General features: G+C 61.6%; 26 protein-coding genes. 14 read left to right on the top strand and 12 right to left on the bottom strand.

The features are described from left to right. The first annotated feature begins 194 nt into the window (after nucleotides 1–194). Nucleotides 195–1,499, top strand: a complete 1,305-nt coding sequence (gene glyA / locus HYPMC_RS12835; protein ID WP_013948392.1) for a serine hydroxymethyltransferase — start codon at nucleotides 195–197, stop codon at nucleotides 1,497–1,499. Between the two features lie 78 nt (nucleotides 1,500–1,577). Here glyA and HYPMC_RS12830 read toward each other — a convergent pair whose 3' ends face one another. Next, nucleotides 1,578–2,162 (bottom strand): flavodoxin family protein, encoded by a 585-nt coding sequence (locus HYPMC_RS12830; protein WP_013948391.1) that lies wholly within the window; start codon nucleotides 2,160–2,162, stop codon nucleotides 1,578–1,580. 95 nt (nucleotides 2,163–2,257) lie between these two features. On the opposite strand from HYPMC_RS12830, the gene HYPMC_RS12825 reads away from it, so the two are divergent. From HYPMC_RS12825 to HYPMC_RS12785, 9 genes are all read left to right on the top strand, one after another. Further along, on the top strand, nucleotides 2,258–2,698 hold the full coding sequence (locus tag HYPMC_RS12825; protein WP_013948390.1) for a helix-turn-helix domain-containing protein: 441 nt from the start codon (nucleotides 2,258–2,260) through the stop codon (nucleotides 2,696–2,698). 112 nt (nucleotides 2,699–2,810) lie between these two features. Continuing rightward, nucleotides 2,811–3,338, top strand: coding sequence for a transcriptional regulator NrdR (nrdR, locus tag HYPMC_RS12820; protein WP_013948389.1), 528 nt, complete (start codon nucleotides 2,811–2,813; stop codon nucleotides 3,336–3,338). Between the two features lie 5 nt (nucleotides 3,339–3,343). Next, nucleotides 3,344–4,468: a bifunctional diaminohydroxyphosphoribosylaminopyrimidine deaminase/5-amino-6-(5-phosphoribosylamino)uracil reductase RibD gene (ribD, locus tag HYPMC_RS12815; RefSeq protein ID WP_013948388.1), complete on the top strand. Its 1,125-nt coding sequence runs from the start codon at nucleotides 3,344–3,346 to the stop codon at nucleotides 4,466–4,468. Between the two features lie 4 nt (nucleotides 4,469–4,472). Beyond that, on the top strand, nucleotides 4,473–5,066 hold the full coding sequence (locus HYPMC_RS12810; protein ID WP_013948387.1) for a riboflavin synthase: 594 nt from the start codon (nucleotides 4,473–4,475) through the stop codon (nucleotides 5,064–5,066). Further along, nucleotides 5,066–6,214, top strand: coding sequence for a 3,4-dihydroxy-2-butanone-4-phosphate synthase (ribB, locus tag HYPMC_RS12805; RefSeq protein ID WP_013948386.1), 1,149 nt, complete (start codon nucleotides 5,066–5,068; stop codon nucleotides 6,212–6,214). The genes HYPMC_RS12810 and ribB overlap by 1 nt, the downstream gene beginning before the upstream one ends. Before the next feature lie 8 nt (nucleotides 6,215–6,222). Further along, nucleotides 6,223–6,726: a 6,7-dimethyl-8-ribityllumazine synthase gene (ribH, locus tag HYPMC_RS12800; RefSeq protein WP_013948385.1), complete on the top strand. Its 504-nt coding sequence runs from the start codon at nucleotides 6,223–6,225 to the stop codon at nucleotides 6,724–6,726. Beyond that, nucleotides 6,723–7,226 carry a transcription antitermination factor NusB gene (gene nusB, locus HYPMC_RS12795; RefSeq protein WP_013948384.1) on the top strand — a complete coding sequence of 168 codons (504 nt, stop codon included), beginning with the start codon at nucleotides 6,723–6,725 and terminating at the stop codon, nucleotides 7,224–7,226. Before ribH ends, nusB begins: the two co-directional genes overlap by 4 nt. Before the next feature lie 36 nt (nucleotides 7,227–7,262). After that, nucleotides 7,263–8,294, top strand: coding sequence for a thiamine-phosphate kinase (gene thiL / locus HYPMC_RS12790; RefSeq protein WP_013948383.1), 1,032 nt, complete (start codon nucleotides 7,263–7,265; stop codon nucleotides 8,292–8,294). Between the two features lie 228 nt (nucleotides 8,295–8,522). Then, nucleotides 8,523–9,881, top strand: a complete 1,359-nt coding sequence (locus HYPMC_RS12785; RefSeq protein WP_013948382.1) for a murein L,D-transpeptidase — start codon at nucleotides 8,523–8,525, stop codon at nucleotides 9,879–9,881. Nucleotides 9,882–9,994: 113 nt separating this feature from the next. Here the strand turns inward: HYPMC_RS12785 and HYPMC_RS12780 are convergent, their stop codons facing one another. Beyond that, complete coding sequence (locus HYPMC_RS12780; protein ID WP_013948381.1) at nucleotides 9,995–10,474, bottom strand: Lrp/AsnC family transcriptional regulator; 480 nt, start codon at nucleotides 10,472–10,474, stop codon at nucleotides 9,995–9,997. Nucleotides 10,475–10,615: 141 nt separating this feature from the next. Between HYPMC_RS12780 and ald the strand changes: the two genes are divergently transcribed. From ald to HYPMC_RS24250, 3 genes are all read left to right on the top strand, one after another. After that, a complete protein-coding gene (gene ald, locus HYPMC_RS12775) occupies nucleotides 10,616–11,740 on the top strand; it encodes an alanine dehydrogenase (protein WP_013948380.1) in 1,125 nt (374 codons plus the stop codon). A gap of 285 nt (nucleotides 11,741–12,025) precedes the next feature. Further along, the gene (locus HYPMC_RS12770; RefSeq protein WP_013948378.1) at nucleotides 12,026–12,385 is read left to right on the top strand and encodes a hypothetical protein; all 360 of its coding nucleotides are present in this window, start codon (nucleotides 12,026–12,028) and stop codon (nucleotides 12,383–12,385) included. A 178-nt stretch (nucleotides 12,386–12,563) separates the two neighbouring features. Then, nucleotides 12,564–12,803 (top strand): cysteine rich repeat-containing protein, encoded by a 240-nt coding sequence (locus tag HYPMC_RS24250; RefSeq protein WP_157135437.1) that lies wholly within the window; start codon nucleotides 12,564–12,566, stop codon nucleotides 12,801–12,803. Nucleotides 12,804–12,884: 81 nt separating this feature from the next. Here HYPMC_RS24250 and HYPMC_RS12760 read toward each other — a convergent pair whose 3' ends face one another. From HYPMC_RS12760 to HYPMC_RS24245, 10 genes are all read right to left on the bottom strand, one after another. Continuing rightward, nucleotides 12,885–14,489 carry a globin-coupled sensor protein gene (locus HYPMC_RS12760; protein ID WP_013948376.1) on the bottom strand — a complete coding sequence of 535 codons (1,605 nt, stop codon included), beginning with the start codon at nucleotides 14,487–14,489 and terminating at the stop codon, nucleotides 12,885–12,887. Between the two features lie 156 nt (nucleotides 14,490–14,645). Further along, nucleotides 14,646–16,142 (bottom strand): CoA-acylating methylmalonate-semialdehyde dehydrogenase, encoded by a 1,497-nt coding sequence (locus HYPMC_RS12755; protein ID WP_013948375.1) that lies wholly within the window; start codon nucleotides 16,140–16,142, stop codon nucleotides 14,646–14,648. Between the two features lie 80 nt (nucleotides 16,143–16,222). After that, nucleotides 16,223–17,545: an aspartate aminotransferase family protein gene (locus tag HYPMC_RS12750; protein WP_013948374.1), complete on the bottom strand. Its 1,323-nt coding sequence runs from the start codon at nucleotides 17,543–17,545 to the stop codon at nucleotides 16,223–16,225. Between the two features lie 70 nt (nucleotides 17,546–17,615). Next, the gene (gene gabT / locus HYPMC_RS12745; protein ID WP_013948373.1) at nucleotides 17,616–18,911 is read right to left on the bottom strand and encodes a 4-aminobutyrate--2-oxoglutarate transaminase; all 1,296 of its coding nucleotides are present in this window, start codon (nucleotides 18,909–18,911) and stop codon (nucleotides 17,616–17,618) included. A gap of 93 nt (nucleotides 18,912–19,004) precedes the next feature. Then, nucleotides 19,005–20,459 (bottom strand): NAD-dependent succinate-semialdehyde dehydrogenase, encoded by a 1,455-nt coding sequence (locus tag HYPMC_RS12740; RefSeq protein WP_013948372.1) that lies wholly within the window; start codon nucleotides 20,457–20,459, stop codon nucleotides 19,005–19,007. Nucleotides 20,460–20,477: 18 nt separating this feature from the next. Then, nucleotides 20,478–21,965 (bottom strand): aldehyde dehydrogenase, encoded by a 1,488-nt coding sequence (locus tag HYPMC_RS12735; RefSeq protein ID WP_013948371.1) that lies wholly within the window; start codon nucleotides 21,963–21,965, stop codon nucleotides 20,478–20,480. Nucleotides 21,966–21,977: 12 nt separating this feature from the next. Next, complete coding sequence (locus tag HYPMC_RS12730; RefSeq protein ID WP_013948370.1) at nucleotides 21,978–23,324, bottom strand: glutamine synthetase family protein; 1,347 nt, start codon at nucleotides 23,322–23,324, stop codon at nucleotides 21,978–21,980. Continuing rightward, nucleotides 23,321–24,073 carry a gamma-glutamyl-gamma-aminobutyrate hydrolase family protein gene (locus tag HYPMC_RS12725; RefSeq protein WP_013948369.1) on the bottom strand — a complete coding sequence of 251 codons (753 nt, stop codon included), beginning with the start codon at nucleotides 24,071–24,073 and terminating at the stop codon, nucleotides 23,321–23,323. The genes HYPMC_RS12730 and HYPMC_RS12725 overlap by 4 nt, the downstream gene beginning before the upstream one ends. After that, nucleotides 24,070–25,455, bottom strand: coding sequence for an aspartate aminotransferase family protein (locus HYPMC_RS12720; RefSeq protein WP_013948368.1), 1,386 nt, complete (start codon nucleotides 25,453–25,455; stop codon nucleotides 24,070–24,072). Before HYPMC_RS12720 ends, HYPMC_RS12725 begins: the two co-directional genes overlap by 4 nt. A gap of 76 nt (nucleotides 25,456–25,531) precedes the next feature. After that, complete coding sequence (locus HYPMC_RS24245) at nucleotides 25,532–25,681, bottom strand: hypothetical protein (protein ID WP_013948367.1); 150 nt, start codon at nucleotides 25,679–25,681, stop codon at nucleotides 25,532–25,534. Between the two features lie 130 nt (nucleotides 25,682–25,811). On the opposite strand from HYPMC_RS24245, the gene HYPMC_RS12715 reads away from it, so the two are divergent. Then, entirely contained in the window at nucleotides 25,812–26,501 is a 690-nt protein-coding gene (locus HYPMC_RS12715; protein WP_013948366.1) for a TetR/AcrR family transcriptional regulator, read from the top strand. Nucleotides 26,502–26,545 lie beyond the last annotated feature (44 nt).

The raw sequence follows: 26,545 nt of genomic DNA, 5'->3' as shown, positions 1-26,545 counted from the left end.
GGCGGGTTCGCCGAGCAGGACCTGACTACCCCTTTGAGCCAAAAGCCCCATCCGCGCCGATATTACGCGCCCGGGTGGGGTGTTGAGCCCTGGCGCCTGAGCCCTTACTATGGTTGAACCCGCGTCCGGCCGGGCTTGACTTAACGGTCCCCGCCAGCGCTACAAAAACATTTCCAAAATCAGGGGAAAGCTCAATGTCGACTGCACCGGCCGCAGCAAACTCGCAGACGTCGCGCTTCTTCAAGGCGCACCTCTCGGAGACCGATCCCGAGGTCTTCTCCGCCATCCAGAAGGAATTCGGACGTCAGCAGCACGAAATCGAGCTGATCGCATCTGAGAACATCGTGTCTCAGGCTGTGCTCGATGCTGCAGGTTCCGTTCTGACGAACAAGTACGCAGAAGGCTATCCGGGCAAGCGCTACTACGGCGGCTGCCAATACGTCGATATCGCCGAAGAACTCGCGATCGACCGCGCCAAGAAGCTGTTCAACTGCGGTTTTGCCAACGTTCAGCCGAATTCGGGCTCGCAGGCCAACCAGGGCGTCTTCAACGCGCTGGCGAAGCCGGGCGACACGATCCTCGGCCTGTCGCTCGCTGCCGGCGGACACTTGACGCACGGCGCACCCGTCAACCAGTCGGGCAAGTGGTTCAACGCTGTCCATTACATGGTGAAGCCGGACACGCACCTCATCGACATGGACGAGGTCAAGAAGCTTGCCCACGAGCACAAGCCGCGCATCATCATCGCCGGCGGTTCGGCCTATCCGCGCAAGATCGACTTCGCAGCGTTCCGTGCGATTGCCGATGAAGTCGGCGCGACGTTCCTCGTCGATATGGCCCACTTCGCCGGTCTCGTGGCCGCTGGCCTTATCCCGAGCCCGTTCCCGCACGCCCACGTCGTCACGACGACGACGCACAAGACGCTGCGCGGCCCGCGTGGCGGCATGATCCTGACGAACGACGAAGATATCGCGAAGAAGATCAACTCGGCGATCTTCCCTGGCATCCAGGGTGGCCCGCTGATGCACGTCATCGCTGCGAAGGCCGTCGCTTTCGGCGAGGCGCTGCGCCCGGACTACAAGGTCTACATCAAGAACGTCATGGACAACGCCAAGGCTCTTGGTGAGGTCATGGTGCAGAACGGCTTCGCGCTCGTCTCGGGCGGCACCGACACGCACCTGATCCTCGTCGACCTTCGTCCGAAGAAGATCACGGGCAACAAGGCCGAGAAGTCGCTCGGCCGCGCGCACATCACCTGCAACAAGAACGGCATTCCGTTCGACCCCGAGAAGCCGATGGTCACGTCGGGCATTCGTCTTGGCTCGCCTGCCGGCACCACGCGCGGCTTCGGCGTCGCCGAGTTCCAGGAGATCGGACGCCTGATCTCCGAAGTTCTCGATGGTCTGTCGAAGAACGGCGAAGAAGGCAACGCGGCTGTCGAAGAAGCCGTGAAGGCCAAGGCGACGGAGCTCTGCGCCCGTTTCCCGATCTACGCTTAAGCGCGATGTAATGAAAAAGGCCGTGCGGCGCTCGCCCCACGGCCTTTTTTCATGTCTGCGAAGCCGAGCGATCGGGCTTTACGCGCCCTTCTTCCAGCGCGTGGCAGCTTCGGCGATGCGGGCCCCGAAGAGTTCCGCCGTCTTCCTGTCCTGTTGTGGTGGCGCTTTATCAGCGCCTTCGTCGGCATTCGCTTGCGTCATGAGGCCGAGAAACGATCCCAGGCGATTAATGGCTTCGGGCGTAGTCGTCGTTGAATTGTACCCCGGCATCATGCCCGTGCCGACCCAGACCATTCCGTGCTGACCGGCAAAAACCGCTAACTGGGTGAGCGTTGACAGCTTATCGCCCGACCAACTCGCCGAATTCGTAAAGCCGGCCGCGATCTTGTCTTTCCAGCCCCGCGTGTACCAAACCTGCGAGGAAGCATCCATGAACTGCTTCATGACGGCGGAAGCCGAGCCCATGTATGTCGGCGCGCCGAACACGATGGCGTCCGCATTCGCAAGCTCGTCCCAAGGCCCTTGGTCGGAGGCGGTCAGGTCGTCAGCTTTGTAAAGCCGGGCTGTGGCGCCCGCGACCGTTTCTACACCTTTGGCCACATGCTCGGCGACGACGGCGGTGTGGCCATATCCAGAGTGATAGACGACAGCGATAGTAGTCATTTAGCGTTCTCCGCACTTGCGATCTGCCGAGGTCGCATATACGGGGTGGGAACTAACGGTAAAGTACGCACCTTTTGGTAACTATAGATTAAAACATGCCAAGCACCGATCCATTGAAGAGATTGAAGGACGATGCAGAAAAGCGGGGTTCTCTCGCTGCAAACATCTATGCGGAAGCTTGCCCGTCGCGCGCCCTGCTTGAACTCGTGGCGGACAAATGGACGCTACTCGTCATGCCCGCGTTACGCCGCGGCCGAATGCGCAACGGCGAACTCATGCGGCTGGTTGAGGGCGTCTCGCAAAAAATGCTGACTCAAACTCTGCGTACTCTTGAGAGCAACGGGCTCGTGCGACGCATCGATCGCATGGAAGTCCCACCTCATGTTGAATACGAACTGACTGAGCTTGGCCACTCCCTGGCCGACGCAATGCGCAAGCTTGATTCGTGGGTTGAGACGCATATCCAGGCCGTCGAAAAGGCCCGTGAGGAGTTTAAAAAGCAGAATCGGCCTAAGAACCGGCAACCGAAGCTTTGAGTTCTCTGAACTCTTTCACCCATATGAATTTGGTTCACAATTGCGCTTCCGTAAGGGATAACGCGCCACACCGTGCTATACGACGCACGTGTTGAATTAAGGAGCAATCGGGATGCGCTGTCCCTTCTGTGGAAGCGAGGATAGCCAGGTCAAGGATAGTCGGCCGTCGGACGAGAACTCCGCGATCAGGCGTCGGCGTATCTGTTCCGATTGCGGCGGTCGCTTCACGACGTTCGAACGCGTGCAGTTGCGCGAGCTGACGGTTGTCAAACGTTCCGGCCGCAAGGTTCTGTTCGATCGCGACAAGCTCTCGAAGTCGATCTCGGTCGCGATGCGCAAGCGCCCCATCGAGCCCGAACGCATCGACCGCTTGGTGTCGGGTCTCGTCCGCCAGCTCGAAAGCTCCGGCGAAACCGAAATTACCTCGGCCGAGATCGGAGAACTCGTCATGGCAGCCTTGCGCGGCCTCGATCCGGTCGCATATGTCCGCTTCGCATCCGTCTATCGCGACTTCCGCGATGCGGCGGATTTTCACGCCGTCCTACGCGAACTCGCGAGCGATACACACGATCCGCTCGATCTTAACGAACGGTTCGGTACGCCCGTGCTCGATGAGCTTGCCGCCGAGAAAAAGCACTAAGCCACATGTCGCGAGGAAAAAGTTCTGCGTTCGACGCCGAGATGATGGCGATTGCGCTGCGCATGGCCGAGCGCGGGCTTGGTGCGACCGCGCCTAATCCATCCGTCGGCGCTGTGATCGTCAATGAAGAAACCGGGGAAGTGATCGCGCGCGGCACGACGGCGCGCGGCGGCCGCCCGCACGCAGAACCTCAGGCGATCGCGCTCGCCGGCGATAAAGCCCGTGGCGCGACGATTTATGTGACGCTGGAGCCATGCTCGCATTATGGCCGTACTGCGCCATGCGCCGACGCCATTGTTGCCGCTGGATTGAAACGCTGCGTCGTCGCTATCGAAGATCCCGATCCGCGCGTAGCGGGCCGGGGGCTCAATCGTCTCCGCGATGCTGGCATCGAAGTCTTGCGCGGCGTCGGCGTGTCGGAAGCCCGCTGGATCACGCGCGGCCACATCGTCCGCATCACCGAGCGCCGCCCACTCGTCACTCTGAAACTCGCGCTCGATGCCAACGGCGAAATCGCGCGCGGCTCGGGCTCTGCGCCCGTCTGGGTCACGGGCGAACTAGCCCGCCGTCACGGCATGCTTCTGCGCAAGGAGTTTGACGCGATCCTCGTCGGCAGCGCCACGGTTCGGGACGACGATCCGGAGCTGACGTGCCGCCTGCCGGGCCTCATGGATCGCTCGCCGGTGCGCGTTGTGCTTTCGCGTTCGCTCGATCTGCCGCTCGCAGCCAAGCTCTTCAAAAGTGCTCGCGACGTTCCCGTCTGGCTGATGACGTCGGCGGCAAGCGACGCTGGGAAGAAACGCGCCATCGCCGACGGCGGCACGGAGGTTATCGACGTCGGCGTCGTCGGCGGCACGTTATGGCTGCCGTCGATCATGGAGGCGCTGGTCGCGCGCGGCATCACCCGCCTCCTGGTCGAAGGCGGCCCGGCAATCTGGCGCGGCTTCGCGGATGCAGCGCTGGCGGACGAGGTCGTGCTCTATATGGCGGGCAGCCCATCAGACGTTGCCGCCGACAGGGCCATGCGGCGGTGGGTCGGAGACCTTGGAATGACCGCAGTCGAACGACGGACAATCGGCACCGATACGATGTGGCGCTATCGTCGCCTTGCAGATAGGGAAGGACGCTGATCGCATGTTTACTGGATTGATCACCGATGTCGGCGAGGTCATAGCGCGCTCTGGCGGCTGCTTTACGCTGCGGACGGCCTATCCCCTGAAGCCGGAAGAAACAGGCCTTTCAATCTGCTGCAACGGCGTCTGCCTGACGGCGACGGACATCAGACCAATTTCGGCCGGTGCCGAATTTACCGTCGACGTCTCGAATGAAACTCTGGCCAAAACCACCCTCGACAGCTGGCAGCCTGGCCGCCGCGTCAATTTGGAACGGTCGCTCCGGGCGGGCGACGAGCTTGGCGGGCATATCGTCTCGGGGCACGTCGACGGCGTCGCCAAAATTATTTCAATTACCCCGGACGGTGACAGCAAACGCTTTCTTTTGGAAGCGCCCGAGCATCTTTCCCGCTATATAGCGCCCAAGGGTTCGGTCGCGTTGGACGGAACCTCGCTGACCGTCAATGAGGTTGCGGAAACCCGGTTCGGCGTCAATCTCATACCGCATACCTTGACGGTGACGACCTGGGGCGCGAAAACCCCCGGCGATCTGGTCAATCTGGAAGTGGATGTTTTCGCGCGCTACGTCGCGCGGCTGATGGAGTTTCGCCCCTAATGTCGGGTCCTTCAAACCTACGGACTGTGCGCAGCGACAGCGTCCTGTCGTCGATCGCGGAGATCATCGAAGACATGCAGAATGGCCGCATGGTCATTCTCGTCGATGCCGAAGATCGCGAGAACGAAGGCGATCTCATCATCCCGGCGCAGATGGCGACGCCCGATGCCATCAACTTCATGGCCAAGTACGGCCGTGGACTGGTCTGCCTGTCGCTGACGCAGACGCGCGCGACCGAACTCAATCTCGATTACATGGTCCGCCACAACGGCTCGCGCAATCGCACGGCTTTCACAGCGTCGATCGAAGCCCGCGAAGGCATCTCGACGGGCATCTCAGCGTTCGATCGCGCCCGCACCATCGCGACCGCCATTGATCCGACGAAAGGGGCAAACGACATCGTCTCGCCCGGTCACGTCTTCCCGCTGATCGCGCGCGAAGGTGGCGTTCTCGTCCGAGCCGGCCACACTGAAGCCTCGATCGATCTCGCCAAGCTTGCCGGGCTCAATCCGGCGGCCGTGATCTGCGAGATCATGAACGAGAACGGCACGATGGCGCGCCTTCCCGATCTGACAGCCTTCGCACAGTTCCATGGGCTGAAGATCGGTTCGATCGAAGATCTCATCGCTTATCGCCTGAAGAATGATCGCATCGTCAAGCGCGTCGCCCAGACGCCGGTGACGACGGCGGCCGGCGATTTCAATCTTGTCGTCTACGATACGACGGTCGAGCCCGGCGAACACTTGGCGCTGGTCAAGGGCGACCTTTCGAAGGGCGGCCCGGTTCTCGTGCGCGTGCATGCCGTCAATGTTCTCTCCGACGTCGTCGGCATCGACCAGCATTGCGAAGATGGCACCGCCATCGAGCAGGCGATGCGCGCTGTCGAAGCGGATGGCCGCGGCGTCATCGTTTTGATCCGCGATCTTCGTCCGAAGTCCGTTTCCGAATGGATTTCGCGTCGGTCGACGCCGGGCGCGGTGGCGGATGCGAGCAAGGAGCGCCGTCAGGTTGAAATCGGTATCGGTTCGCAAATTCTTGCCGATCTCGGCGTCAAGGACATGGTGCTTTTGACGACGTCCCCGCAACATGTGTACGTGGGCCTCGAGGCGTTCGGGCTGCGTGTCACCGGAACACGGAAAATCGAGTAGCCCGAGCCATGGTTCAGAAAACGCCAGCAGCGCCGCACGATGACAAGGGCGCCGGCCAGATTCGCGCCCACGTCCTCCTGATCGAAGCGCGCTTCTATGAAGATATTGCCGATCTGCTGATCGAAGGCGCCATAGCCGAATGCGCCAAGCGCGGTGTCACGTTCGAGCGGGTTGCCGTTCCGGGTGCGCTTGAAATTCCGCAGGTGCTTGCTGCTGCCGCCGAAGCGCGCGCAGCCGGCCGCGCCACCTTTGACGGCGCCATCGCTTTGGGCTGTGTCATTCGAGGCGAAACGGGCCACTATGACATCGTCTGCAACAACGCCAATCACTGGCTGATGGATGTCGCGATGAAGCAGTGCATTCCCGTCGGCAATGCTATCCTCACCGTCGAAACGCGCGCTCAGGCACTGGCGCGCGCCGAAGGCGGCATCAACGGCAAAGGCGGCGATGCCATGCGCGCGTGCCTCCGCCTCATCGAGACGAAACGCGCATTCTGGGACGTGCAGGTATGACGGCCAAGGGCAAACCAAAGGTCGGAGAAATAACGCCGCGCACGGCTGCGCGCATTTCGGCTGTCCAGGCACTCTATCAGATGGATGTCGCGGGCACGGACGTAAACGACGTCATCGCCGAGTTCATCGAGCAGCATTTCGAAGGCGACAATCGCAACGAGACGCTGGCGACCGCAGATCGCGTTTTCTTCGCCGACATCCTGCGCGCAGTGATCCGTCGGCAGCGCGAGATTGATCCGATGATCGATGAGCAGCTCGCAGCCGGTTGGCGGCTCGTACGCGTCGATTCGATCCTGCGCGCCATTCTCCGTGCGGGCGTCGCCGAAATTCTCGACCGCAGTGACGTTCCCGCGCGCGTCGCCATCAGTGAATATGTCAACGTCGCGCATACCTTCTTCGACGAGGAAGAGCCACGCGTCGTCAATGGTATCCTGGACAAACTAGCGCGGCGCGTTCGCGGCCACGAATTCGTTTCAAAGCGCGTGACGCCGTCGTCCTGAGACGTCTCGCCCGCAGCCAAGCGTTGGGTTGAGAGCATGCCGCCAGCGCCGTCGAAAATGTCTGCCTCGGGCAATCGGATCGCGAACGAAACCGATCTGATCCAGACCTACCTCGCACCGCTGACGCGCGGCGCGCCGGGCGCATTTGAACTGCGCGACGACGCCGCGCTGATTGCGCCAGAGCCCGAAACCGATCTCGTCTTCACGAGTGATCCGATCATCGCGGGCGTGCATTTCTTTCCGACGGACAACCCTGCCGACATTGCGTGGAAGGCGCTCGCCGTCAACGCCTCCGATCTCGCCGCTAAGGGCGCGAAGCCCATTGCCTACATGCTGAACCTCGCGCTCCCCGAGCCGCCGACGCGGGAATGGATAAGCAACTTTGCGAATGGCCTGCACGCCGCGCAAGATCGCTTCGGCTGTCATCTGATCGGCGGCGATACCGACATGACGCCCGGTCCGCTTTCGATTGGCGTGACGATCATCGGAGCGGTGCCGACGGGCAAATTCGTTCGTCGCCAGGGCGCGGCATCGGGCGACCACGTGTTCGTCACTGGTACAGTCGGGGATTCCGCGCTGGGCCTGCGCGTTCATGCCGATCCCGCGGCGTTCCCGCACCTGACGGCCGATGAGCGCGCCTTTCTCGAAGACCGCTACTTGCGCCCGACGCCGCGGCTGGCGCTCGGCGAAGCGCTGCGCGCCCACGCATCCGCCGCGCTCGACATCTCGGATGGCCTGATGAAAGATCTGGCCCGGCTTGCGGGCAGCCTGGGGTTGAGGCTTGATTTCGATCTCATACCTTTGTCCAAGGCCGCAGCCTCGGCGCGGGCACATGATCCAGCCGTCGCTGAAACGATCCTCGGCGGTGGCGACGATTACGAATTGCTGGTCGCGGTACCCCCGGCGGCGATCGCGGATTTCAGAAATGCGGCGCAAGCCGCAGGCATCGCCGTGAGTGACCTTGGTGCACTCGACGCGAACATTTCGCTGCAGATCGTCGATGCAGACGGAACCCCGATCGCGATTGAGCGGTTTGGATACGACCATTTTTCCCGATCGGCGCCGTAGCAACACCCGGCCCGCCTGCGCGCGGCATGTATGCCACATCGCATCAGCTTTCGCAGCCAGATCGAGACGGAAACGGCTTGGAAACGCGTCACTGTTTGGCCATATGCGTGATGACAGGTAAGTGGCTGAAATAGCACGACGGCGGCGGTTGAGGGCGGTGTGCGGCTGCAAGCCGGCCGGGTGCGTATTATTTATCGTGCGCGTCGAGAGGTAGCCGGACAAGCGGGGATGAAAGATTTGATTTCGACAACGCGGTTTGGGGCTTCTGTTGTCAGAGCTGCGGTGCTTGGCGCCGTCGTTGCGTTCGCCCAATTCGTCCCAAGCTTCGTGACGACCGGCCACGCCCAAAGCCTATGGGAGCAGCTGCAGCGAAACTACGGCGCCGATACGAGCACCAACAGCGCGCCGATTGACCGCGCGCCTCAGCGGCTCGACGATCTGCGGCCGGACTCGACGCCCTGGCGCAGCGACACGATGCTGAATGCGATTTCCGCGGCCATCGAACACTATCAGCAGATCGTCAACGCTGGCGGCTGGCCGTTGGTCCCGCCCGGCCGCATGATGCGCGAGGGCGACGACGACGACCGCGTGCCGATCCTGCGCAAGCGTCTTCGCATCACTGGCGATCTCTCCAGCAAAAGCACCTATTACGACTCGACGACGTTCGATTCCGAGCTGACCGATGCCGTGAAGCATTTTCAGAAGCGCAACGGCTTACGCGAAACGGGTCGCATCGAGCGCTCTGTCTATCCGGTTTTGAACATCACGGCCGAGCAGCGCCTCGCTGAGCTGAAGCTCAACTACGATCGCATCAAGGGCCTGATGCAGAACGTCGAGGAGCGCTACGTCCTCGTCAACATCCCGGCGTTCCAGGCTGAAGCCGTCGACAAGTTCGAGGTGCAGCTGCGTTTCCGCACTATTGTCGGCCGCCCCGAGCGCGAAACCCCCGAAGTTGCGGCGATGATCCGGAACATCAATTTCTATCCATACTGGCACGTGCCGCAGAGCATCGCGACGCTGGACCTTATTCCGCGCCTCAAGAAAGAGCCGGGCTACCTCTCCGATGAAGGCATCCGCGTCTATACGGGTAATGGCCAAGAGCTTGATCCGAAAACCGTCGATTGGTCGTCGCCGCAGACGGCAACGTATCGCTTCCGGCAAGACCCCGGCGCGAAGAACGCTCTCGGTCTGCTGCGTCTCGATATGACGAACCAGTACGGCGTCTACATGCACGATACGCCGATGAAGACGCTGTTCGACCAGCGCAGCCGTCCCTTCAGCGCTGGGTGCGTGCGCGTGCAGAATGTCGTCGATCTGGCGGATTGGATCGCGCACAACGAGCCGGGCTGGGGAGAGCCGGGCAGCGTCCGCAAGCAGCTCGCCCTCGGCCAGCCGATGGAGCTGAAGCTGACGCGTCCCGTGCCTGTTCATTTCGTCTACATCACGGCTTGGGCCGAGCCCTCGACCGGTGAAGTGCAATTCCGCCAGGACATTTACGGCCGCGACGGCTCGGCGCTGAAGTCCGGCTACGAACGTGACGACGGCGACGCCCCCAACGCCGCCTCCGCTGCAGCGCTCGCGCCTTGATCTAATTGCTTCGTCCTCGGCCGAGCACGCCATAGGCGTGTCGAAGGCGGGGATCAGGCACAAAAAATTACTTTGCAATATTGGGCCTTCGGCGCATCTCACGCTGGATCTTCTCAGCGCAGCAGGCTGGACACCGGCAGCGAGCGGCTCGCGACTTCGCGCAGTACAAAGCTCGAGTGCAGCCGCGACACGCCCGGCAGCCGTGAGAGCTGCTCCTTATGGATGCGTTCGAAATCCGCTAGATCGCGCGCCAGCACCGTGATGAGATAATCGTCCTGCCCCGACATCATGTAGCAGGACACGATCGAGGGCGCCGCCGCGGCTGCCTTCTCGAAGGCCTCCAGCAGTTCCTGGCTTTGGCTTTCGAGGCTGATCTGGACCACGGCCATCATGCTGAGCCCCAGGGCCTTGCGGTTGACCCGCGCCTGGTAGCCGTCGATCACTCCGGACTGTTCGAGCGCCTTGATCCGCCGCGCGATGGCCGTCGGCGATAGAGGAACACGCTCAGCGAGGTCGACTTGGCTCTGACGGCCGTCAACCAGAAGGGCCGCCAAGATGGCCTTATCCAGCGCATCCAAAGGAACTTCAGCCATTTTTCTGCGCCTATCCCGCCATTTTCGCAGATTTTCATCAAAAACGCTGTTGAGCACAACAAAAATCGCAGAGTAACAGCCGCGGGCCTGTGTCAACCTACACTGTAGAAGATCGGAAGCTGCGCTTTACAGGAGCGGATCATGCGCATCGGTGTTCCCACGGAAATTAAGAGCGATGAGTTTCGGGTCGGCCTAGTGCCGGGTTCGGTTCGCGAACTGGCAGCTCGCGGCCACGAAGTGATCGTTCAGTCGGGTGCCGGTGCCGGCATTTTCGCCGACGATGCGGCCTACGAAAAGGCGGGCGCCCGCATCGTCAAATCGGCCGAAGAAGTTTTCTTCGACTCCCAGATGATCGTGAAGGTCAAGGAGCCGCAGAAGGTCGAGTGGAAGCGCCTCAAACCCGATCAGATCCTGTTCACCTATTTGCATCTCGCTCCCGATGCGCAGCAGGCCATCGGCCTGATGGAATCGGGCGCGACGGCCATCGCTTACGAGACGGTCACCGACGCCAACGGCTCGCTGCCGCTTCTGGCGCCGATGAGCGAAGTTGCTGGCCGTCTTTCGATTGAAGCCGCGGCTCAGGCCCTGCGTCGCCCCACCGGCGGACGCGGCGTTCTGATGGGCGGCGTCCCGGGTGTGAAGCCCGCAAAGGTCGTTGTACTCGGCGGCGGGGTCGTCGGTACGCATGCAGCGCGGATGGCGGCCGGCCTCGGTGCCGACGTATCGATCATTGACCGGTCGCTTCCGCGTTTGCGCCAGCTCGATGAGCTGTTTGAAGGTCGCGTGCGTACGCTCGCTTCGACGATGGAAACGATCGAAACCGAAGTTCTCGCCGCAGACGTCGTTGTCGGCGCGGTGCTTGTCGCTGGCGCGAGCGCGCCGAAGCTCGTCAATCGTGCGATGCTGAAAGACATGAAGAAGGGCGCCGTGCTCGTTGACGTGGCGATCGATCAGGGCGGCTGCTTTGAAACATCGAAGCCGACGACGCACGCGCATCCGACGTTCGAAGTCGACGGCATCATTCACTACTGCGTCGCCAACATGCCGGGCGCTGTGCCCGTCACGTCGGCTCAGGCATTGAACAACGCAACGTTGCCATTCGTGATGAAACTCGCAGAGCAGGGGCTTGCAGCATTCGATCGCGATCCCCATCTCGCAGCAGGATTGAACGTCAAAGGCGGCCGTATCATGCACTCTGTAGTTGCTGCGTCGCTGGGCTTTGACACGGTAGAAGGCAGCCGGAACTTTCGTCACGCTGCTGAGTAGTTAGAACATCGAACCCCCGTGCCGCCGCATCCCTCACCGGCGGTGACCAGCCGGTCGCTTCTTCCCCCCGGAGCGACCGGCTTTCTTTTTTGTAATTTTGTAATTCACCGCAGCTTCATCGCGAAGAGAGTGTACTGCGCTCATCGCCTTCGAAATGTCGCGAAGCGAGTCCATCGTATTCGGTAACGAATCATCAGGACTTATGATCATTTCGGGGCAAGCGACGGATCTCTTCCGTCCACCGCGTTAGGCGGATCAGACACTTCGTTACGGTGGAAACGTAATATGACGAAATTCAAAAAAGTTATCGCTTCTTCTCTCATTGCCGCCACCATGACGGCGACTTTTGCTGCGACTGAGCAAGCTGCTGCCGCGCCGTTCGGAACCGGCGTTCCGGCGCTTTCGAAAGACGCTGGCGCCGTCACCCACGTTTATTGGCGCGGTCACGGCGGATGGGGCTGGGGCCCCGGCGCTCTCGTCGGCGGCCTTATCGGCGGCGCAATCATCGCAGCCGCTATTTCCGAGCATCGCGCCGCACCGCGCGACATGGATCGCTGCGCGCGTGACTTCCCCGACTTCAGCTATCGCACGGGCACCTATATCGACCGCCGCGGCGTCGAACGCGTCTGCCCCTATCTCCGCTAAATCAGATATTCGGCAGTGATGCTGAATGAGCGACTGTGCGCTTTCCTTAAAGGAAGGCGCACAGCGCGGGACGTGCGCCGCTAGCGAGGCGGTGCGTGCAGGATCTCATGTGCTTCGCGCGCTCGGTTTCTCCGGCCTTTCGAAGATCATTGTCCATAACGATCAGCAAGGAGATGGTATGAGATTTTTGTTGGTGTTCGCCGCTGCCGCAACGCTGGGTTCTGCGGCATCTCTGGCAGCCGATAGCGCCACGCCTCCCAACGGCGGCAAAGGTGCCTGCAGGGCCGACATCCAGAAATTCTGCACGAGCGTTCCACACGAGAAGAGCAAGATACGCGGCTGCCTGACGGAGCATCAGGCTGACCTTTCCGATACGTGCAAACAGCGCGTGGCAGCGTGGGCCGCAAAGGCCAAGTGACCGTTACCGATTTTGCAATTACGGCGGCGCCCGATCCCAAGGATCGCGGCGCCGCTTCTGTGTTCGTTCGGGTTTGTACGCTCAGCCGACGACACGGAGTCGCGCGCTCTTTGCGACGGCGTGAGCGGAATCAGACGTCTTGAATGCCGTGGCGAGAGATTTGAGATCGCTCGTTTCCGAAGCCAGCACGTTTGTCGACGACGTCAGCTCTTCGGCCATCGCCGCATTCTCTTGCGTGTCGTGATCCATCGTCGCGACGGCGCTGCTGACTTCGGCAAGCGCGGATGCCTGCTCTTGTGCTCCCGCCGCGATCTCGGCCATGACCGTGTTCACCTGTGTGACGGCTTTGGCAATCTCTCCAAACACATGTCCGGTGCTCGTCACCAGCCTCACGCCATCGCTGACATTTTGCTGCGCCGTCGAAATCAGATCTTTGATCTCGCGCGCCGACTCCGCCGACCGCTGTGCGAGCGCGCGCACTTCCGATGCCACGACCGCGAAGCCGCGGCCATGCTCGCCCGCACGGGCGGCTTCGACGCCCGCATTGAGTGCCAGCAGGTTCGTCTGGAACGCGATATCGTCGATGACGCTGATGATATGCCCGATCTGCTTCGATGAACTTTCGATTTTCGACACGGCCTCGATCGCCTCGTCGACGATCTTTCCGCCATCGGACGCCTGGCTGCTGGCGCGCGTTATGATGTCCTGCATGCTGGTCGTCGAGGTCGCCGTGCTTTGCACCGAGACGGCGGTTTCTTCGAGTGCCGCCGCCGACTCTTCGAGAGAGGCGGCCGTGGTCTGGGCTCGCCGCGAAAGGTTCTCGGACGCCGCGAGGATCTGCTCGGTCGCTGCCGTAATGCCGCTGATGCGCTGTAGAACGACCTGCAAGGCTTGATCGAGCTGACCGCTCGCCGAATTAAAATCATCGCGCACGCGTTCGAACTGTGGCGGCAACGCCGTGCCGATGCGGTACGACAGGTTCTGTTTGGCAAGCTCTGAGAGGCCCGACGTGATTGCATCGAGGACGTGAGCACGCTCGGCCGCAACCTCTTCTTCAACACGCAGGCGATCCGCGTCAGCTTCCTGCTGGCGCTTCGCGGCCTCGGCCTGCGCTTGGTGGTGCTCCGCCTCGGCCTTGAGGCGCGCATGTTCAGCCGCCTCGATGTACGTCGAAATGGAGAAGTCCATGTCGAGCATTGCCGCTTTCGTCAGTGCGGCGAGCTTGCCGAGAAGGTTCTGATGCGTCGTCTGCTGATTGAAGGAGAAAAGGCTCTTCGGCTTGCTCTCCTCGATGATCGCCGCAAAGAGATGTTCAAGCAGCAGCGTGTAGCCGCCGATGTACCATCGCGGCTCAAGCCCGATCCTGGCGTGTGTTTGGCCGATGCGGCGAACATTGCCGACATACGTCTCATCGATCTTGCCTGCGCTTATCGCGCCCCAGTGACCGAGCTGAGCGGACTTGGCGCGCGCGATATGCGCGTCGTCAGCGAAGAAGCGCTTGAGTTCCGGCGTGGCTTTGATCTTCGCATAGAATTTATCGAGAGCGACGGGGAGATGCCGCATGAGAAGCGGCTTGAGGTCGCGAAGCTGCGAGGTCGTAAGCTCATCCAGCTCCAGGAAAGAAAGGCGGCCGTCGAGATCGGCGCCGGAATTTGCCGGGTGAGGGGTCTTAGCAGGTTGGTGCATTGGCAAAGGATCTCGCGAACTTGAGTTCATGCTGCGATGAACTAAGGACGCAGGGCTTGTGCCAGCCTTAAAGTCAGGAAGAAATTTCTGATGTGCCGCAGTACTTTAGAATAAGGAGGAAGTGAGCGGGCTCATCTGCCGCTCACTCATCCAATTTTACTTCAGGCTCGGAAAATTAAACTCCGCACCCTTGCGGATGCCGGCCGGCCAGCGCGCCGTAACTGTCTTGAGACGCGTGTAGAAGTGCACGCCTTCCGGTCCGTAAATCGCGTGATCCCCGAACAGCGAGCGCTTCCAGCCGCCGAACGAGTGATAGGCAACCGGCACCGGCAGCGGCACGTTGATGCCGACCATGCCGACCTCGATCTTGTCTGCGAACGCGCGTGCCGTATCGCCGTCGCGCGTGAAGATCGCGGTACCGTTGCCATATTCGTGCGTGTTGATGAGATCGGCGGCTTCATCGTAGTTCTTCGCGCGCACGACCGAGAGCACCGGCCCGAAAATTTCTTCGCGATAGATCGTCATGTCGCGCGTGACGTTGTCGAACAATGTGCCGCCGAGAAAGAATCCGTTCTCGTAGCCCTGTAGCGTCAGTCCGCGACCATCGACGACGAGCTTCGCACCTTCCGCGACGCCCTTGTCGATCAGCGAGGTGATCTTGCGCTTCGCGTCTGCCGTGACAACCGGGCCCATCTCCGATTCAGGGTCCGTCGCCGGGCCGACTTTCAGCGCGCGCACGCGCGGTGCCAGAGCCTCGACGAGCTTGTCGGCCGTCTTCTCGCCAACCGGAACCGCAACCGAGATCGCCATGCAGCGCTCGCCAGCGGAACCATAGCCTGCGCCCATCAGCGCATCGACCGCCTGGTCCATGTCGGCGTCGGGCATCACGATCATATGGTTCTTGGCGCCGCCGAGTGCCTGCACGCGCTTGCCGTTCGCCGTGCCGCGGCCATAGATGTACTGTGCAACGGGCGTTGAGCCGACGAAGGAGACGGCGGCGATATCGGGATGATCGAGAATCGCATCGACGATCGTCTTGTCGCCGTGCACGACGTTGAACACGCCGTCCGGCAGACCGGCTTGCTGGAACAGCTCCCAGATCAGCATCGGTGCCGACGGATCGCGCTCGGACGGCTTCAGGATGAAAGCATTGCCGCACGCAATCGCGACGGGGAACATCCACATCGGCACCATGGCGGGGAAGTTGAAGGGCGTGATACCCGCAACGACGCCAAGCGGCTGCCGGTCTGACCAGCTATCGATATCTGGGCCGACGTTGCGGCTGAATTCGCCCTTCAAAAGGTGCGGAATCCCGCAGGCGAAATCGACGACATCGATGCCGCGCGCCAGCTCACCGAGCGAGTCGGCATGTGTCTTGCCGTGTTCGCGTGAAATCGCGCGTGCGATCTCGTCGGCGTTCTTTTCCAGTAGCTCCTTGAACTTGAAAAGCGGACGCACGCGCTTCATCGGCGGCGTCGTGCCCCAGGTCAGTGCGGCTTTCTTCGCGGCAGAGACGGCGGCGTTGAGATCGTCGACTTTCGACAGCGGCAGGCGCGCAACTTCTTCGCCAGTCGCCGGATTGAAGACAGCCTGCGTGCGCTCGGCGTGAGCAGGTGAGCGGCGCCCGTTGATGGCGTTCTCGATCATGTGCATTGGGAAAGGAATCCTCGTTTTGACTTTCGTCATCCTCGAACACGAGAGCGCAGCGATCGCGTTCGGGGATGACAAGTGAATTAGTTCGTCTCCTTCAGCACCTTCGTGAAGGTGTCGAACAACTGGTCGATCTCGGACTTCGAAATGACGAGCGGCGGCGACAGCGCGATGATGTCGCCCGTCTGGCGAACCAGAATACCGGCCTCGAATGCCTTGACGAAACGGTCGAACGCCCGCTTGCCGGGCTGCTCCGGATCGGGCGCGAACTCGACCGCGCCGATGAGGCCGATGTTGCGCACATCGATGATATGCGGCAGGCCCTTCAGCGCGTGGACGCGTTCTTCCCAGTAGGGTGCCAGCTCTGCGGCGCGCGTCAGCAGACCTTCTTCCGCATAGGTGTCGAGCGTGCCGATGGCGGCTGCCGCGGCGACTGGATGGCCCGAATACGTATAGCCGTGGAAGAAGTCGATCATCCAATCAGGGCCGTTCATGAAGGCGTCGTGGATGTGCGATTTGACGAACACGGCGCCCATCGGAATCGTACCGTTCGTCACGCCCTTCGCCGTCGTGATGATATCCGGCGAGATCCCAAAGTAGTCCGAACCGAACGGCACGCCGAGACGGCCGAAGCCCGTGATGACTTCGTCGGCGATCAGCAGAATGTCGTGCTTCTTGGCGATGGCTTCGAGGCGCTTCAGATATCCCTTCGGCGGGATCAGCACGCCTGTCGAGCACGCAACCGGCTCGACGATGACAGCGGCGATCGTCGAAGCGTCATGCAGCGCAACGAGGCGTTCCAGATCGTCCGCAAGCTCCGCTCCGTGCTCCGGCTCGCCGCGCGTGAAAGCGTTCTTCGCCAGATCGTGCGTGTGCCGCATATGATCAACGCCTGCGACAAGCGCACCGAACATCTTGCGGTTGGGGCCGATGCCGCCGACCGACATGCCGCCGAAGTTGACACCATGATAGCCGCGTTCGCGGCCGATCAGGCGCACCTTGGTGCCGTTGCCCTTGGCGCGATGATAGGCGATCGCCATCTTCAGTGCCGTCTCGACCGACTCCGAACCGGAGTTGGTGAAGAACACATGATCGAAGCCCTTCGGCGCGATGGCCGTCAGCCGGTTCGCAGCCTCGAAGGCCTTGTTATGGCCCATCTGGAACGTGCCTGCGAAGTCAAGCGTATCGACCTGGGCTTTGATCGCTTCGGCAATCTTCGGACGGCAGTGTCCGGCGTTTACGCACCAGAGACCCGATGTGCCGTCGAGCACCTTGCGCCCATCGTTCGTCACATAATGCATGTCCTTGGCGCCGACGAAGAGCCGCGGATTCGCCTTGAACTGCTTGTTGGCGGTAAACGGCATCCAGAAGGATGCGAGGTCGTTGGGCTTGATCTGTACATTCATAAGATGAGTCCTTTGTTTGCTCTCAGCGATACCCGTGCGGGGCGCCGGTCGCCGGGAGCGAGTCCAAATATCAAGCGACCTTGGCGACGGCGTCGGTGAGTGCCGATTCGAACACGTCCATGCCCTCGCGAACGAGTTCGTCGCTGGCAGTCAGCGGGACCAGGAAGCGAATGACGTTTCCGTACGTGCCGCACGAAAGAAGAATGAGGCCGCGGTCGCTCGCCGCTTTGAGCAATGCGCTCGTCAATTCCGGCGCCGGTTCACCGCTCGCCTTGTCTTTCACAAGCTCGACCGCGCACATGGCGCCGAGGCCGCGGACGTCGCCGATGCAGTTGAGGTTCGAATTGGCCTGCAACGCCGAGCAGCGATCCATGATGATCTTGCCGATTGCGGTGGCGCGGTCGCAGAGCTTCTCGTCGTGAATGACGTCGAGCACGGCATGGGCCGACGCGCACGCGACCGGATTGCCTGCATAAGTGCCGCCGAGGCCGCCGGGATTGGAAGCATCCATGACATCCGCGCGGCCGACGATCGCCGACAGAGGCATGCCGCCTGCGAGGCCCTTCGCCATTGTGACGACGTCGGCCTTCACGCCGAAATGCTCCATCGCGAACATCTTGCCAGTACGTGCAAAGCCCGTCTGGATTTCATCCGCGATCAGCAGAATACCATGGTCGTCGCAAAGCTCGCGCAGCGCGACCATGAATTCCTTCGGCACGATATTGAAGCCGCCTTCGCCTTGCACCGGCTCGATGACGATACCGGCGATGTTCGACGGATCGACCGAATGCTTGAACAGCGATTTCAGGCTGCGAATGCTTTGCCCGGTGCTGCCGCCGTGGAAGACGTTCGGGAATTCGACATTATAGACATCCGGCGGAAACGGTCCGTAGCCCTTCTTGTAAGGCACGACCTTGCCCGTCAGGGCCATGCCCATCAGCGTGCGGCCGTGGAAGCCGCCTGCAAACGAAACGATGCCGGGACGTCCGGTGAACGCGCGCGCCACTTTGACGGCGTTCTCGACGGCTTCAGCACCCGTTGATGCCAGCATCGTCTTGGCCGGACCGGCGATTGGCGCAATGGCGTTGAGCCGTTCCGCCAGGCTCACATAGTTTTCGTATGGCGTCACCTGGAAGCAGACGTGACTGAAAGCCTTGAGCTGCTCCTCAATGGCCTTGATGAGGCGAGGATGCTGATGGCCCGTGTTGACGACCGCGATGCCCGCGCCGAAATCAATATAGCGCTTGCCGTCCTCGCTCCAGATCTCGGCGTTCTTCGCGGTCTTGGCAAAGATTTGCGTCACGTTTCCGACGCCGCGTGGAATAGCAGCGACGCGACGGGCCTGAAGCTCGGCTGAGGTAGCCATGGACGATCCTTCGTGGTTCGATGGGTGAGCGAAAGAGGGTTCAATGCTTTTTCGGCGGAGCATTAATCGAAATGCCCCGCCGAAACTTGACTGCTAGGCGTTGATGCCGCCAAGGGCGATCATTTTTGTCTCGAGATACTCGTTGAGGCCTTCGTCCGCGCCCTCGCGGCCGAGACCCGACTGCTTGATGCCGCCGAACGGCGCGACCTCGTTCGAGAACACGCCTTCGTTGACGCCGATCATGCCGGCTTCGAGTGCTTCAGCCACGCGCCACGCGCGAGAGACATTCTGGCTGAAGAGGTAAGCCGCGAGGCCAAACGGCGTGCCGTTGGCGATGCGGATCGCGTCGGCTTCCGTCTCGAATTTGATGAGCGAGGCGACCGGCCCGAAGATCTCTTCGTTCGCGATCGTCATGGCGGTGGTGACACCGGTCACGATGGTCGGCTCGAAGAAAAGCGCGCCGTGTTTGTCCGGCTTGCCGCCGATCTCGATCTTGGCGCCTTCGGAGACCGCACCGGAAAGCAGCGACTTCACCTTGTCGATGGCTTCCGCATTGATCAGCGGTCCGACCGTCGATTTGGCATCACGGCCGGGTGCCACGACGAGCTTCGCGGCTTCCTCTTTCAGGGCTGCAACGAACTTGTCGAAGATGCCCGCCTGCACGAGGATACGGTTGGCGCAGACGCACGTCTGGCCCGCGTTCCGGAACTTCGACGCCATCGTTCCGGCGACCGCCTGCTTCAGATCGGCATCGTCGAAAATGATGAGCGGCGCGTTGCCGCCGAGTTCGAGCGTCAGCTTTTTGATGGTGTCGGCACACTGACGATAGAGAATGCGGCCGACTTCCGTCGAGCCTGTGAACGTCAACTTGCGCACACGGTCATCCGCCGTCAGCACCTTGCCGATGCCCGGGCCGTCCATCGTCGTGATGACGTTGAATACGCCCGCCGGAACGCCTGCGTCCTGCGCGAGCTTCGCAAGCGCCAGCGCACATAGCGGCGTCTCTTCTGACGGCTTCACGACGATCGTGCAACCGGCAGCCAGGGCGCAGCCGACCTTGCGGGTGATCATCGCGATCGGGAAGTTCCACGGCGTGATCGCCGCGCATACGCCGATGGGCTGCTTGATCGTGAGGTAGCGGCGCGACGCGACCGTCGTCGGGATCGTGTGCCCGTAGGCGCGCTTTCCTTCTTCCGCGAACCATTCAATGAACGACGCGCCATAAGCGACTTCGCCGCGCGATTCCGTCAGCGGTTTGCCTTGCTCGGCCGTCATCAACTGAGCCAGCGCTTCGGTGTCCGCGATGATGAGGTCGAACCACTTGCGCAGGATCTGCGCGCGTTCCTTCGCGGGCTTCGCAGCCCACGCCGGAAATGCCTTGTGCGCGGCGTCGATGGCGCGCTTGGCATCATCCGGTGTCAGGTCCGGTACATCAACGAGCTTTTCGCCCGTCGCCGGATCGAGAACCGGAAACGTCTTGTTCGAAGTCACCCACTCGCCGTCTATGAAGGCGGCCGAGGGGAAGGGCGTTGACGATTTGATATTCATTGCACCGTCTCCAGGGCGTCAGAGTGTGATCGAGACCGATTTTAAATCGGCATACTTATGTAGTGCGTGCAGAGAGCGATCACGGCCGAAGCCCGATTGCTTGAAGCCTCCGAACGGCATCGTGATATCGCAGCTGTCCCAGCCGTTGATCCAGACGAGTCCGGCACGGATCTCGCGGGCGGCGCGGTGAGCCAGCGTGATGTCCTTGGTCCAAAGACCGGCGGCGAGGCCATAGTTCGTATCGTTGGCGATGCGGATGGCGTCGTCCGCTTCGGTGAAACGCGTAATGGCGAGCACCGGTCCGAAAACTTCTTCGCGCGCCAGCGTATTCTCGGGCGTCACGCCCGAAAACACCGTCGGCTCGACGTAGAACCCACCGCTTCCTTCGAGCGTGCGATTGCCGCCGAGGGCCAGCGTGCCGCCCTCGCGCTTCGCCGTTTCGATATAGCGGAGTGCCGTCTTCATCTGTTCTTCGCTAACCATAGCGCCCGACGTCGTCGCGGGCTCCAAGGGGTCACCAGCAACGATTTTTCGAGCAACCGTTATGAGCCGATTGGTGAAATCATCGGCTATCGCGTCCTGCACCAAGAGACGAGACCCGGCAGTGCATACCTGCCCTGAATTATAGAAGATGCCCCACGCCGCTTCCGTGGCGGCGCGGTCGAGATCGGGGCAGTCCGCGAACACGATATGCGGAGACTTGCCGCCGAGTTCCAGGCTGACGCGCTTCAGGTTGCTCTGTCCCGAATACTGCATGAGCAGCTTGCCGACCGGGCCCGAGCCGGTGAATGCAATCATGTCGACGTCATTGTGCAGCGCGAGCGCCTTGCCTGCTTCTGCGCCGAAGCCCGGAATAACGTTCAGTACCCCCGCCGGAATTCCAGCTTCGAGCGCCAGTTCACCAAGCTTTAGCGCTGTCAGCGGCGATTGCTCCGCAGGCTTCAGAATGACGGAATTGCCCATCGCGAGTGCCGGGGCGACCTTCCACATCGCCATGTGCAGCGGGAAGTTCCACGGCACGATGGCGCCGATGACGCCCAGCGGATCGTGGACGACGAACGAGAACCGGTCCGGTGCTTCCGGCGCCACTTCACCGTAAACCTTATCGAGCGCTTCCGCATAATAGCGCAGCGAGCGGATGGCGTTCGGAACGTCGCCGCCGAGCGCGTTCGAGATCGGCTTGCCGACATCGAGGCTTTCGAGAACGGCGAGCGTTTCGATATCGCGTTCCATCAGTTCGGCGAGCTTGAACAGAATGCGCTTTTTCTCGCGATAGTGCAGCTTACGCCACGATCCCTCATCGAAGGCGCGGCGCGCGCTTTTGACGGCGAGATCGACATCCTCCGGCCCGCACTGGGCGACATGATTAAGGACGCGCCCGTCGCGCGGTGAGATGTTGGCGAACGTTCTGCCGGAAACGCTCTCCGTCAGCTTGCCGTCGATGACGGCTTCGCTCGGAATTTTGATCGATCCGGCAACGGCTTCGAAGTGTGCAAGCGATGTCATGACCGTAAAGCCTTATGCAACTTGAGCGTACCATTCATAGTCGAGCGCAGTAACGACACGCTCGAAACTGATGCGTTCGGTCTCTTTCAAGCGATAGTAGACGTCTTGGAATGCTGCGCCGAAAGCCTCGCGCACGATGTCGGAGGTGCGGAATGTCTGCAGCGCGTTCACCCAGGCGGTCGGCAGTTCGTTGCCGTCGAGTTCTTCCGCGTTGCCTTCCGCATGCTGCCCCGGGTCGACGCCGTTGGTGATGCCATGGCGGACGCCCGCCAGGATACTTGCGATGACGAGGAACGGATTGGCGTCGGCACCCGAGACGCGATGTTCGATGCGCGTCGCAGGCCCCGAGCAGCACGGCACGCGGAGCGCCACTGTGCGATTGTTGAAGCCCCAGTGCGCCGACATCGGCACATAGGATTCAGGCACGTAGCGGCGATATGCGTTCGCTGACTGTGCCCACACCGCCATGAAGTCCGGCATGGATGTCCGCAACCCGCCGATCGCCTGCCGGAACATTGGCGCCATCGGATCGCCCGCGAACAGGTTGTTGCCCTGCTTATCGATCAAGCTGACGTGAACGTGCATTCCGGAGCCCGTCCAGTCGTGGTGCGGCTTCGCCATGAACGTCGCTTCGAGATCGTGCGCATGAGCAGCCGCCTTGACCGCGCGCTTTAAGAGCACGCCATCGAGCGCTGCCGTCATGGCCTCGCTGTGCTTCAGATTGATCTCGAATTGACCAGGGCCGGACTCCTGCATAACCGCGTCGAGCGGCAGCCCTTGTGCCTCAGCGATGCGATAGACGTCATCGATGAACGGTCCGAGCGTGTCCATTTCCTCAAAGCCGAACGTCATCGGCCGTTCGGGATCGGCGGAGAGGCCGGACGGCGTCACGAGGCTGAAAACGCCGTCCGGCGTGCGCTTTGTCACGTAGAATTCGAGTTCGACCGCGACGATGGGCTTCTGCCCGGCATCCGCAAATCGCGACACCTGAGTGGCCAGCACACCGCGCGGATCCATATCGCAAAGATCGACAGGCACCATCACCGCTTGACCGTGCGAGCCCTTACCGACGGGCACCGGCTTCAGCGTGCCGGACAGCACGCGGAACGGAATGTCGTGATCGCCCGTCTCCCAGAGCCGGCCTGTCTCGGCGATCGAATTGCCGCGCGGATCGAGCACGTAAACGGACGCCGGAAGCAGCAGCCCGTTCCGCGCAATGCTGACGAGATCGCCGCGCCGGATGCGCTTGCCCCGCGGCATGCCGTTCATGTCGAACAGCAGAATGTCGATCCAAGACACGCTTGGATTGGCATCAAGGAACGCTGCAGCTTCTTCGACGGAAATGAATGTATCGGTCATGCGGCCTGGCCTTTCGCGATCATACCTCTCGCGGCGTCGCCGAAGCGGCGGAACAGCGCCAGGGATGCTGGATTGGATGTGTATTGCCATTCGGGGTGCCACTGCACACCGAGAGAGAATGGATTGCCGGCTGCGACGCGGGCGGCTTCGACCAGGCCATCCTCAGCGAACGCTTCCGCAACGAGCGGCTTGGCGAGATCGCGGATGCCTTGCCCGTGCAGCGAGTTGACGATGATCTGGTCCTGGCCGAGCCACGCCTTGAGCTCGCCCTTGAGCGTCACCGGGTGGCGCGGCGCGAACATCACGTCGAAGTCCGTCACCTTCGGCTCGCGATGGTCGGCATAGCCGTCGACGGTATGAACCGCCTGGTGCAGAGAGCCGCCAAGCGCGACGTTCAACTCTTGAAAGCCTCGGCAAATCGCCATGATCGGCACCTTGCGTTCGACCGCCGCGCGGATAAGCGGCAGCGTCACCGCATCCCGGTCACGGTCGATGGCGTCAGGCAGAACGGGCTCTTCGAGGCCGTAGTTTTCAGGGTGCACGTTCGAGATGGCGCCCGTCAGCAAAATGCCCGAGGCAACATCGAGAACGGAGCCGATGTCGGAAAGGTTCTTGCCGACCGGCAGCAGCAACGGCTGGCAGTCGGCGCCCTCGGCCACGGCGGCGGAATATTTCCGCCCCGCCGCGTCCGAGGTCAGTCCGCTGACCGTCTCTGTACTGCAGGGTATGACGACGACGGGCCGCCTCATGCCGCCATTTCTCCCTGGACTGCCGAAAGCGTCTGATCGAGCGCCTTCTGGATCACGCGGCCCGCTTCCTCGAACTGCTGCTCTTCCCAGGTCAGCGGCGGCGCGCACACCATCGTGTCCCAGACGGCCCGCATGATGAAGCCTTCCCGGAAGAAATGATCGCGACAGATAAGACCGACGCGGCCGAGGTTATCGAAGCGGCGGCGCGTTTTCTTATCCGCCACGAGTTCGATCGCGCCCATCATGCCGACCGTGCGAACCTCGCCGACGAGCGGATGATCCTTGAAGCGATCGAACAGCTTCGCCAGAGCCGGGCCGGTGAATTCCTTCACCTTAGGAACGAGTCGGTCGCGCTCCATGATCTCCAGGTTCTTCAGCGCGACAGCGCACGCCACCGGATGGCCCGAGAACGTGTAGCCGTGGTTGAAATCGTCGTCCTTGGCCATCAGCGCTTCGACGATTTTGTCGTCGACGAGCACGCCCGACAGCGGGATGTAGCCCGACGTCGCCGCCTTCGCGAAGGTGATGATATTGGGCCGGATGCCGTAGAAATCCGAGGCGAACCACGTGCCGAGGCGTCCGAAGCCGGTGATGACTTCGTCGGCCAGCAAGAGGATGCCGTACTTGTCGACGATGCGCTGAACCTCCGGCCAGTAGGTCGACGGCGCGATTTTCACGCCGCCTGCGCCCTGAACCGGTTCGCCCGCGAACGCCGCGACGTTCTCCGGCCCGCAACGCAGAATTTCTTCTTCAATAGCCCGTGCAGCACGCAGGCCGAACGCTTCCGGCGTCTCGCCGGGGAACGAGTCGCCGTACCAGTACGGGTCCATGACGTGGCGGAAGCCCTCATAGACTGGATAGCTGTGCGCATGCACGTGGCTCATGCCGCCCATCGAGCCCGCCGCAATGGTCGAGCCGTGATAGGCGTTCTCCCGGCTGATGATGATGCGCCGCTTCGGCTCGCCCTTGAGCACCCAGTAATGACGGATCAGGCGGATCGCCGTGTCGTTCGATTCCGAGCCCGACGAACCGAAGAACACCTGATTGAGATGCGCCGGTGCGATCTCGGCCAGCTTGCGCGCCAGCTCGACGACCGGCGGGTGCGTCGTCTTGAAGAAGGTATTGTAGAACGGCAGTTCGACCATCTGATCGTAAGCGGCCTGCGCCAGCTCTTTGTTGCCATAGCCGATGTTCGTCGTCCAAAGGCCGGCCATGCCGTCGAGAATGCGATGGCCCTCGCTGTCGATCACATACGGACCTTCACCTTTGACGATGACACGGACGCTGCCGCTGCCTCTCAGCGACTGATGATCGGAGAAGGGATGCAGATGGTGCTGCGCATCGAGTTGTTGGATCTGTTGCGTCTGAATACGGTTGGACACGAGGAAGCCTCCAGCAAAAGAAAAATGGGAATGAGCAGGCCTTGAGGGCCTGCTGAGAACTGAGCGCTCGGAGAGTTCAGTGCGGCGTGTAGCCGATGCGCGCGCAGAGCTTCAAAAGCTCGCGCTTGGGATGGGGAATGCTGCACATGGGACGCGGCACCTCGCGGCAGTGAGCGATATCACCGCCATCGTAATAAGCCGGAAACCCGATATGCAACAGTGTCATACGCGACGTTCCCTGGGGCAAGCACGACCCGCGCCTAGCTTCGACACTCAACCATTGACACGAAGGCGTCTTGCTTCTTAGAACGCTTCGAGTGTAAAGTCTACAGTGTAGAAGTCAAGGGGCTGGACGGATGACTGAGCCAAAATCGCGGGCACGGCGGGGCGTTGAGAAATCCGAGATCCTTCAGGCGGCGTTCGATTTGTTTGCCGAGGTCGGGGAAGCTGCGTTTTCCATTCGTAAGGTAGCGGCGATCGTCGGTGTCGACCCGATGACCGTTCTGCATCACTTCGGCTCGAAGGATGAGCTGTTGCGAGCCATCGCCGATCATGGACTTCGAAGCGTTGAGATGCCGACGGCGACCGCGAACTGGCGCGACGACCTAAGGGCCGTCGGAAAGGCCTACCGGATGCTGGCGCATCATCATCCTCGGGTTTTTCCGCTGCATTTTCGCTACAACGCAACCGGTCCTGCGGACCACATTTCGAGTGAGATCGTCTACTGTGCCCTGCGTCGTGCGGGGTTGACCGATACTGCGGCGGCAGGCCTTGGCCTTGCTTTCTATGCATTCGTTCTGGGATTTGCGTTGGCCGAGGCAGAGGGCCTTCTGCGCGCGATCGGCCCGGCGGAAGAGACCGAGTTGAGTGCGCTCGATCCGACTATGTATCACGCCACGCAAGACCTCATTCCTGTTCTGAAGACGCTCGATCCGAGCCTTGCGTTCGAAGACTCTATGGACGTCTTCATCGCAGGCGTCGCAGATCTCGCGAAGCTCAAACCCCGTCCGAAACCGATCGTCGAGTGCGACTCCAAGTGTGCATGAGCGAAGCTGCTCCCTGATTGGGCGGCGGGTGGCACCATTTGATG

It is taken from the genome of Hyphomicrobium sp. MC1 (genome assembly GCF_000253295.1).
GTDB lineage: Bacteria > Pseudomonadota > Alphaproteobacteria > Rhizobiales > Hyphomicrobiaceae > Hyphomicrobium_B.
Note: the sequence above shows the minus strand (reverse complement) of the source record. Positions and strands in the feature narration are given on the sequence as shown.

Excerpts from the sequence above, each read along its gene's own strand:
- HYPMC_RS12755 (WP_013948375.1), bottom strand. The coding sequence starts at position 16,142 with ATGCACATGATCGAGAACGCCATCAACGGGCGCCGCTCACCTGCTCAC.
- HYPMC_RS12760 (WP_013948376.1), bottom strand. The coding sequence starts at position 14,489 with ATGCACCAACCTGCTAAGACCCCTCACCCGGCAAATTCCGGCGCCGAT.
- ribB (WP_013948386.1), top strand. The coding sequence starts at position 5,066 with ATGTCGGGTCCTTCAAACCTACGGACTGTGCGCAGCGACAGCGTCCTG.
- HYPMC_RS12825 (WP_013948390.1), top strand. The coding sequence starts at position 2,258 with ATGCCAAGCACCGATCCATTGAAGAGATTGAAGGACGATGCAGAAAAG.
- ribD (WP_013948388.1), top strand. The coding sequence starts at position 3,344 with ATGTCGCGAGGAAAAAGTTCTGCGTTCGACGCCGAGATGATGGCGATT.
- ald (WP_013948380.1), top strand. The coding sequence starts at position 10,616 with ATGCGCATCGGTGTTCCCACGGAAATTAAGAGCGATGAGTTTCGGGTC.
- HYPMC_RS12735 (WP_013948371.1), bottom strand. The coding sequence starts at position 21,965 with ATGACATCGCTTGCACACTTCGAAGCCGTTGCCGGATCGATCAAAATT.
- gabT (WP_013948373.1), bottom strand. The coding sequence starts at position 18,911 with ATGGCTACCTCAGCCGAGCTTCAGGCCCGTCGCGTCGCTGCTATTCCA.
- HYPMC_RS24245 (WP_013948367.1), bottom strand. The coding sequence starts at position 25,681 with ATGACACTGTTGCATATCGGGTTTCCGGCTTATTACGATGGCGGTGAT.
- HYPMC_RS12730 (WP_013948370.1), bottom strand. The coding sequence starts at position 23,324 with ATGACCGATACATTCATTTCCGTCGAAGAAGCTGCAGCGTTCCTTGAT.
- HYPMC_RS24250 (WP_157135437.1), top strand. The coding sequence starts at position 12,564 with ATGAGATTTTTGTTGGTGTTCGCCGCTGCCGCAACGCTGGGTTCTGCG.
- thiL (WP_013948383.1), top strand. The coding sequence starts at position 7,263 with ATGCCGCCAGCGCCGTCGAAAATGTCTGCCTCGGGCAATCGGATCGCG.
- HYPMC_RS12715 (WP_013948366.1), top strand. The coding sequence starts at position 25,812 with ATGACTGAGCCAAAATCGCGGGCACGGCGGGGCGTTGAGAAATCCGAG.
- HYPMC_RS12770 (WP_013948378.1), top strand. The coding sequence starts at position 12,026 with ATGACGAAATTCAAAAAAGTTATCGCTTCTTCTCTCATTGCCGCCACC.
- nrdR (WP_013948389.1), top strand. The coding sequence starts at position 2,811 with ATGCGCTGTCCCTTCTGTGGAAGCGAGGATAGCCAGGTCAAGGATAGT.
- HYPMC_RS12780 (WP_013948381.1), bottom strand. The coding sequence starts at position 10,474 with ATGGCTGAAGTTCCTTTGGATGCGCTGGATAAGGCCATCTTGGCGGCC.
- HYPMC_RS12830 (WP_013948391.1), bottom strand. The coding sequence starts at position 2,162 with ATGACTACTATCGCTGTCGTCTATCACTCTGGATATGGCCACACCGCC.
- glyA (WP_013948392.1), top strand. The coding sequence starts at position 195 with ATGTCGACTGCACCGGCCGCAGCAAACTCGCAGACGTCGCGCTTCTTC.
- nusB (WP_013948384.1), top strand. The coding sequence starts at position 6,723 with ATGACGGCCAAGGGCAAACCAAAGGTCGGAGAAATAACGCCGCGCACG.
- HYPMC_RS12810 (WP_013948387.1), top strand. The coding sequence starts at position 4,473 with ATGTTTACTGGATTGATCACCGATGTCGGCGAGGTCATAGCGCGCTCT.
- ribH (WP_013948385.1), top strand. The coding sequence starts at position 6,223 with ATGGTTCAGAAAACGCCAGCAGCGCCGCACGATGACAAGGGCGCCGGC.
- HYPMC_RS12785 (WP_013948382.1), top strand. The coding sequence starts at position 8,523 with ATGAAAGATTTGATTTCGACAACGCGGTTTGGGGCTTCTGTTGTCAGA.
- HYPMC_RS12725 (WP_013948369.1), bottom strand. The coding sequence starts at position 24,073 with ATGAGGCGGCCCGTCGTCGTCATACCCTGCAGTACAGAGACGGTCAGC.
- HYPMC_RS12750 (WP_013948374.1), bottom strand. The coding sequence starts at position 17,545 with ATGAATGTACAGATCAAGCCCAACGACCTCGCATCCTTCTGGATGCCG.
- HYPMC_RS12740 (WP_013948372.1), bottom strand. The coding sequence starts at position 20,459 with ATGAATATCAAATCGTCAACGCCCTTCCCCTCGGCCGCCTTCATAGAC.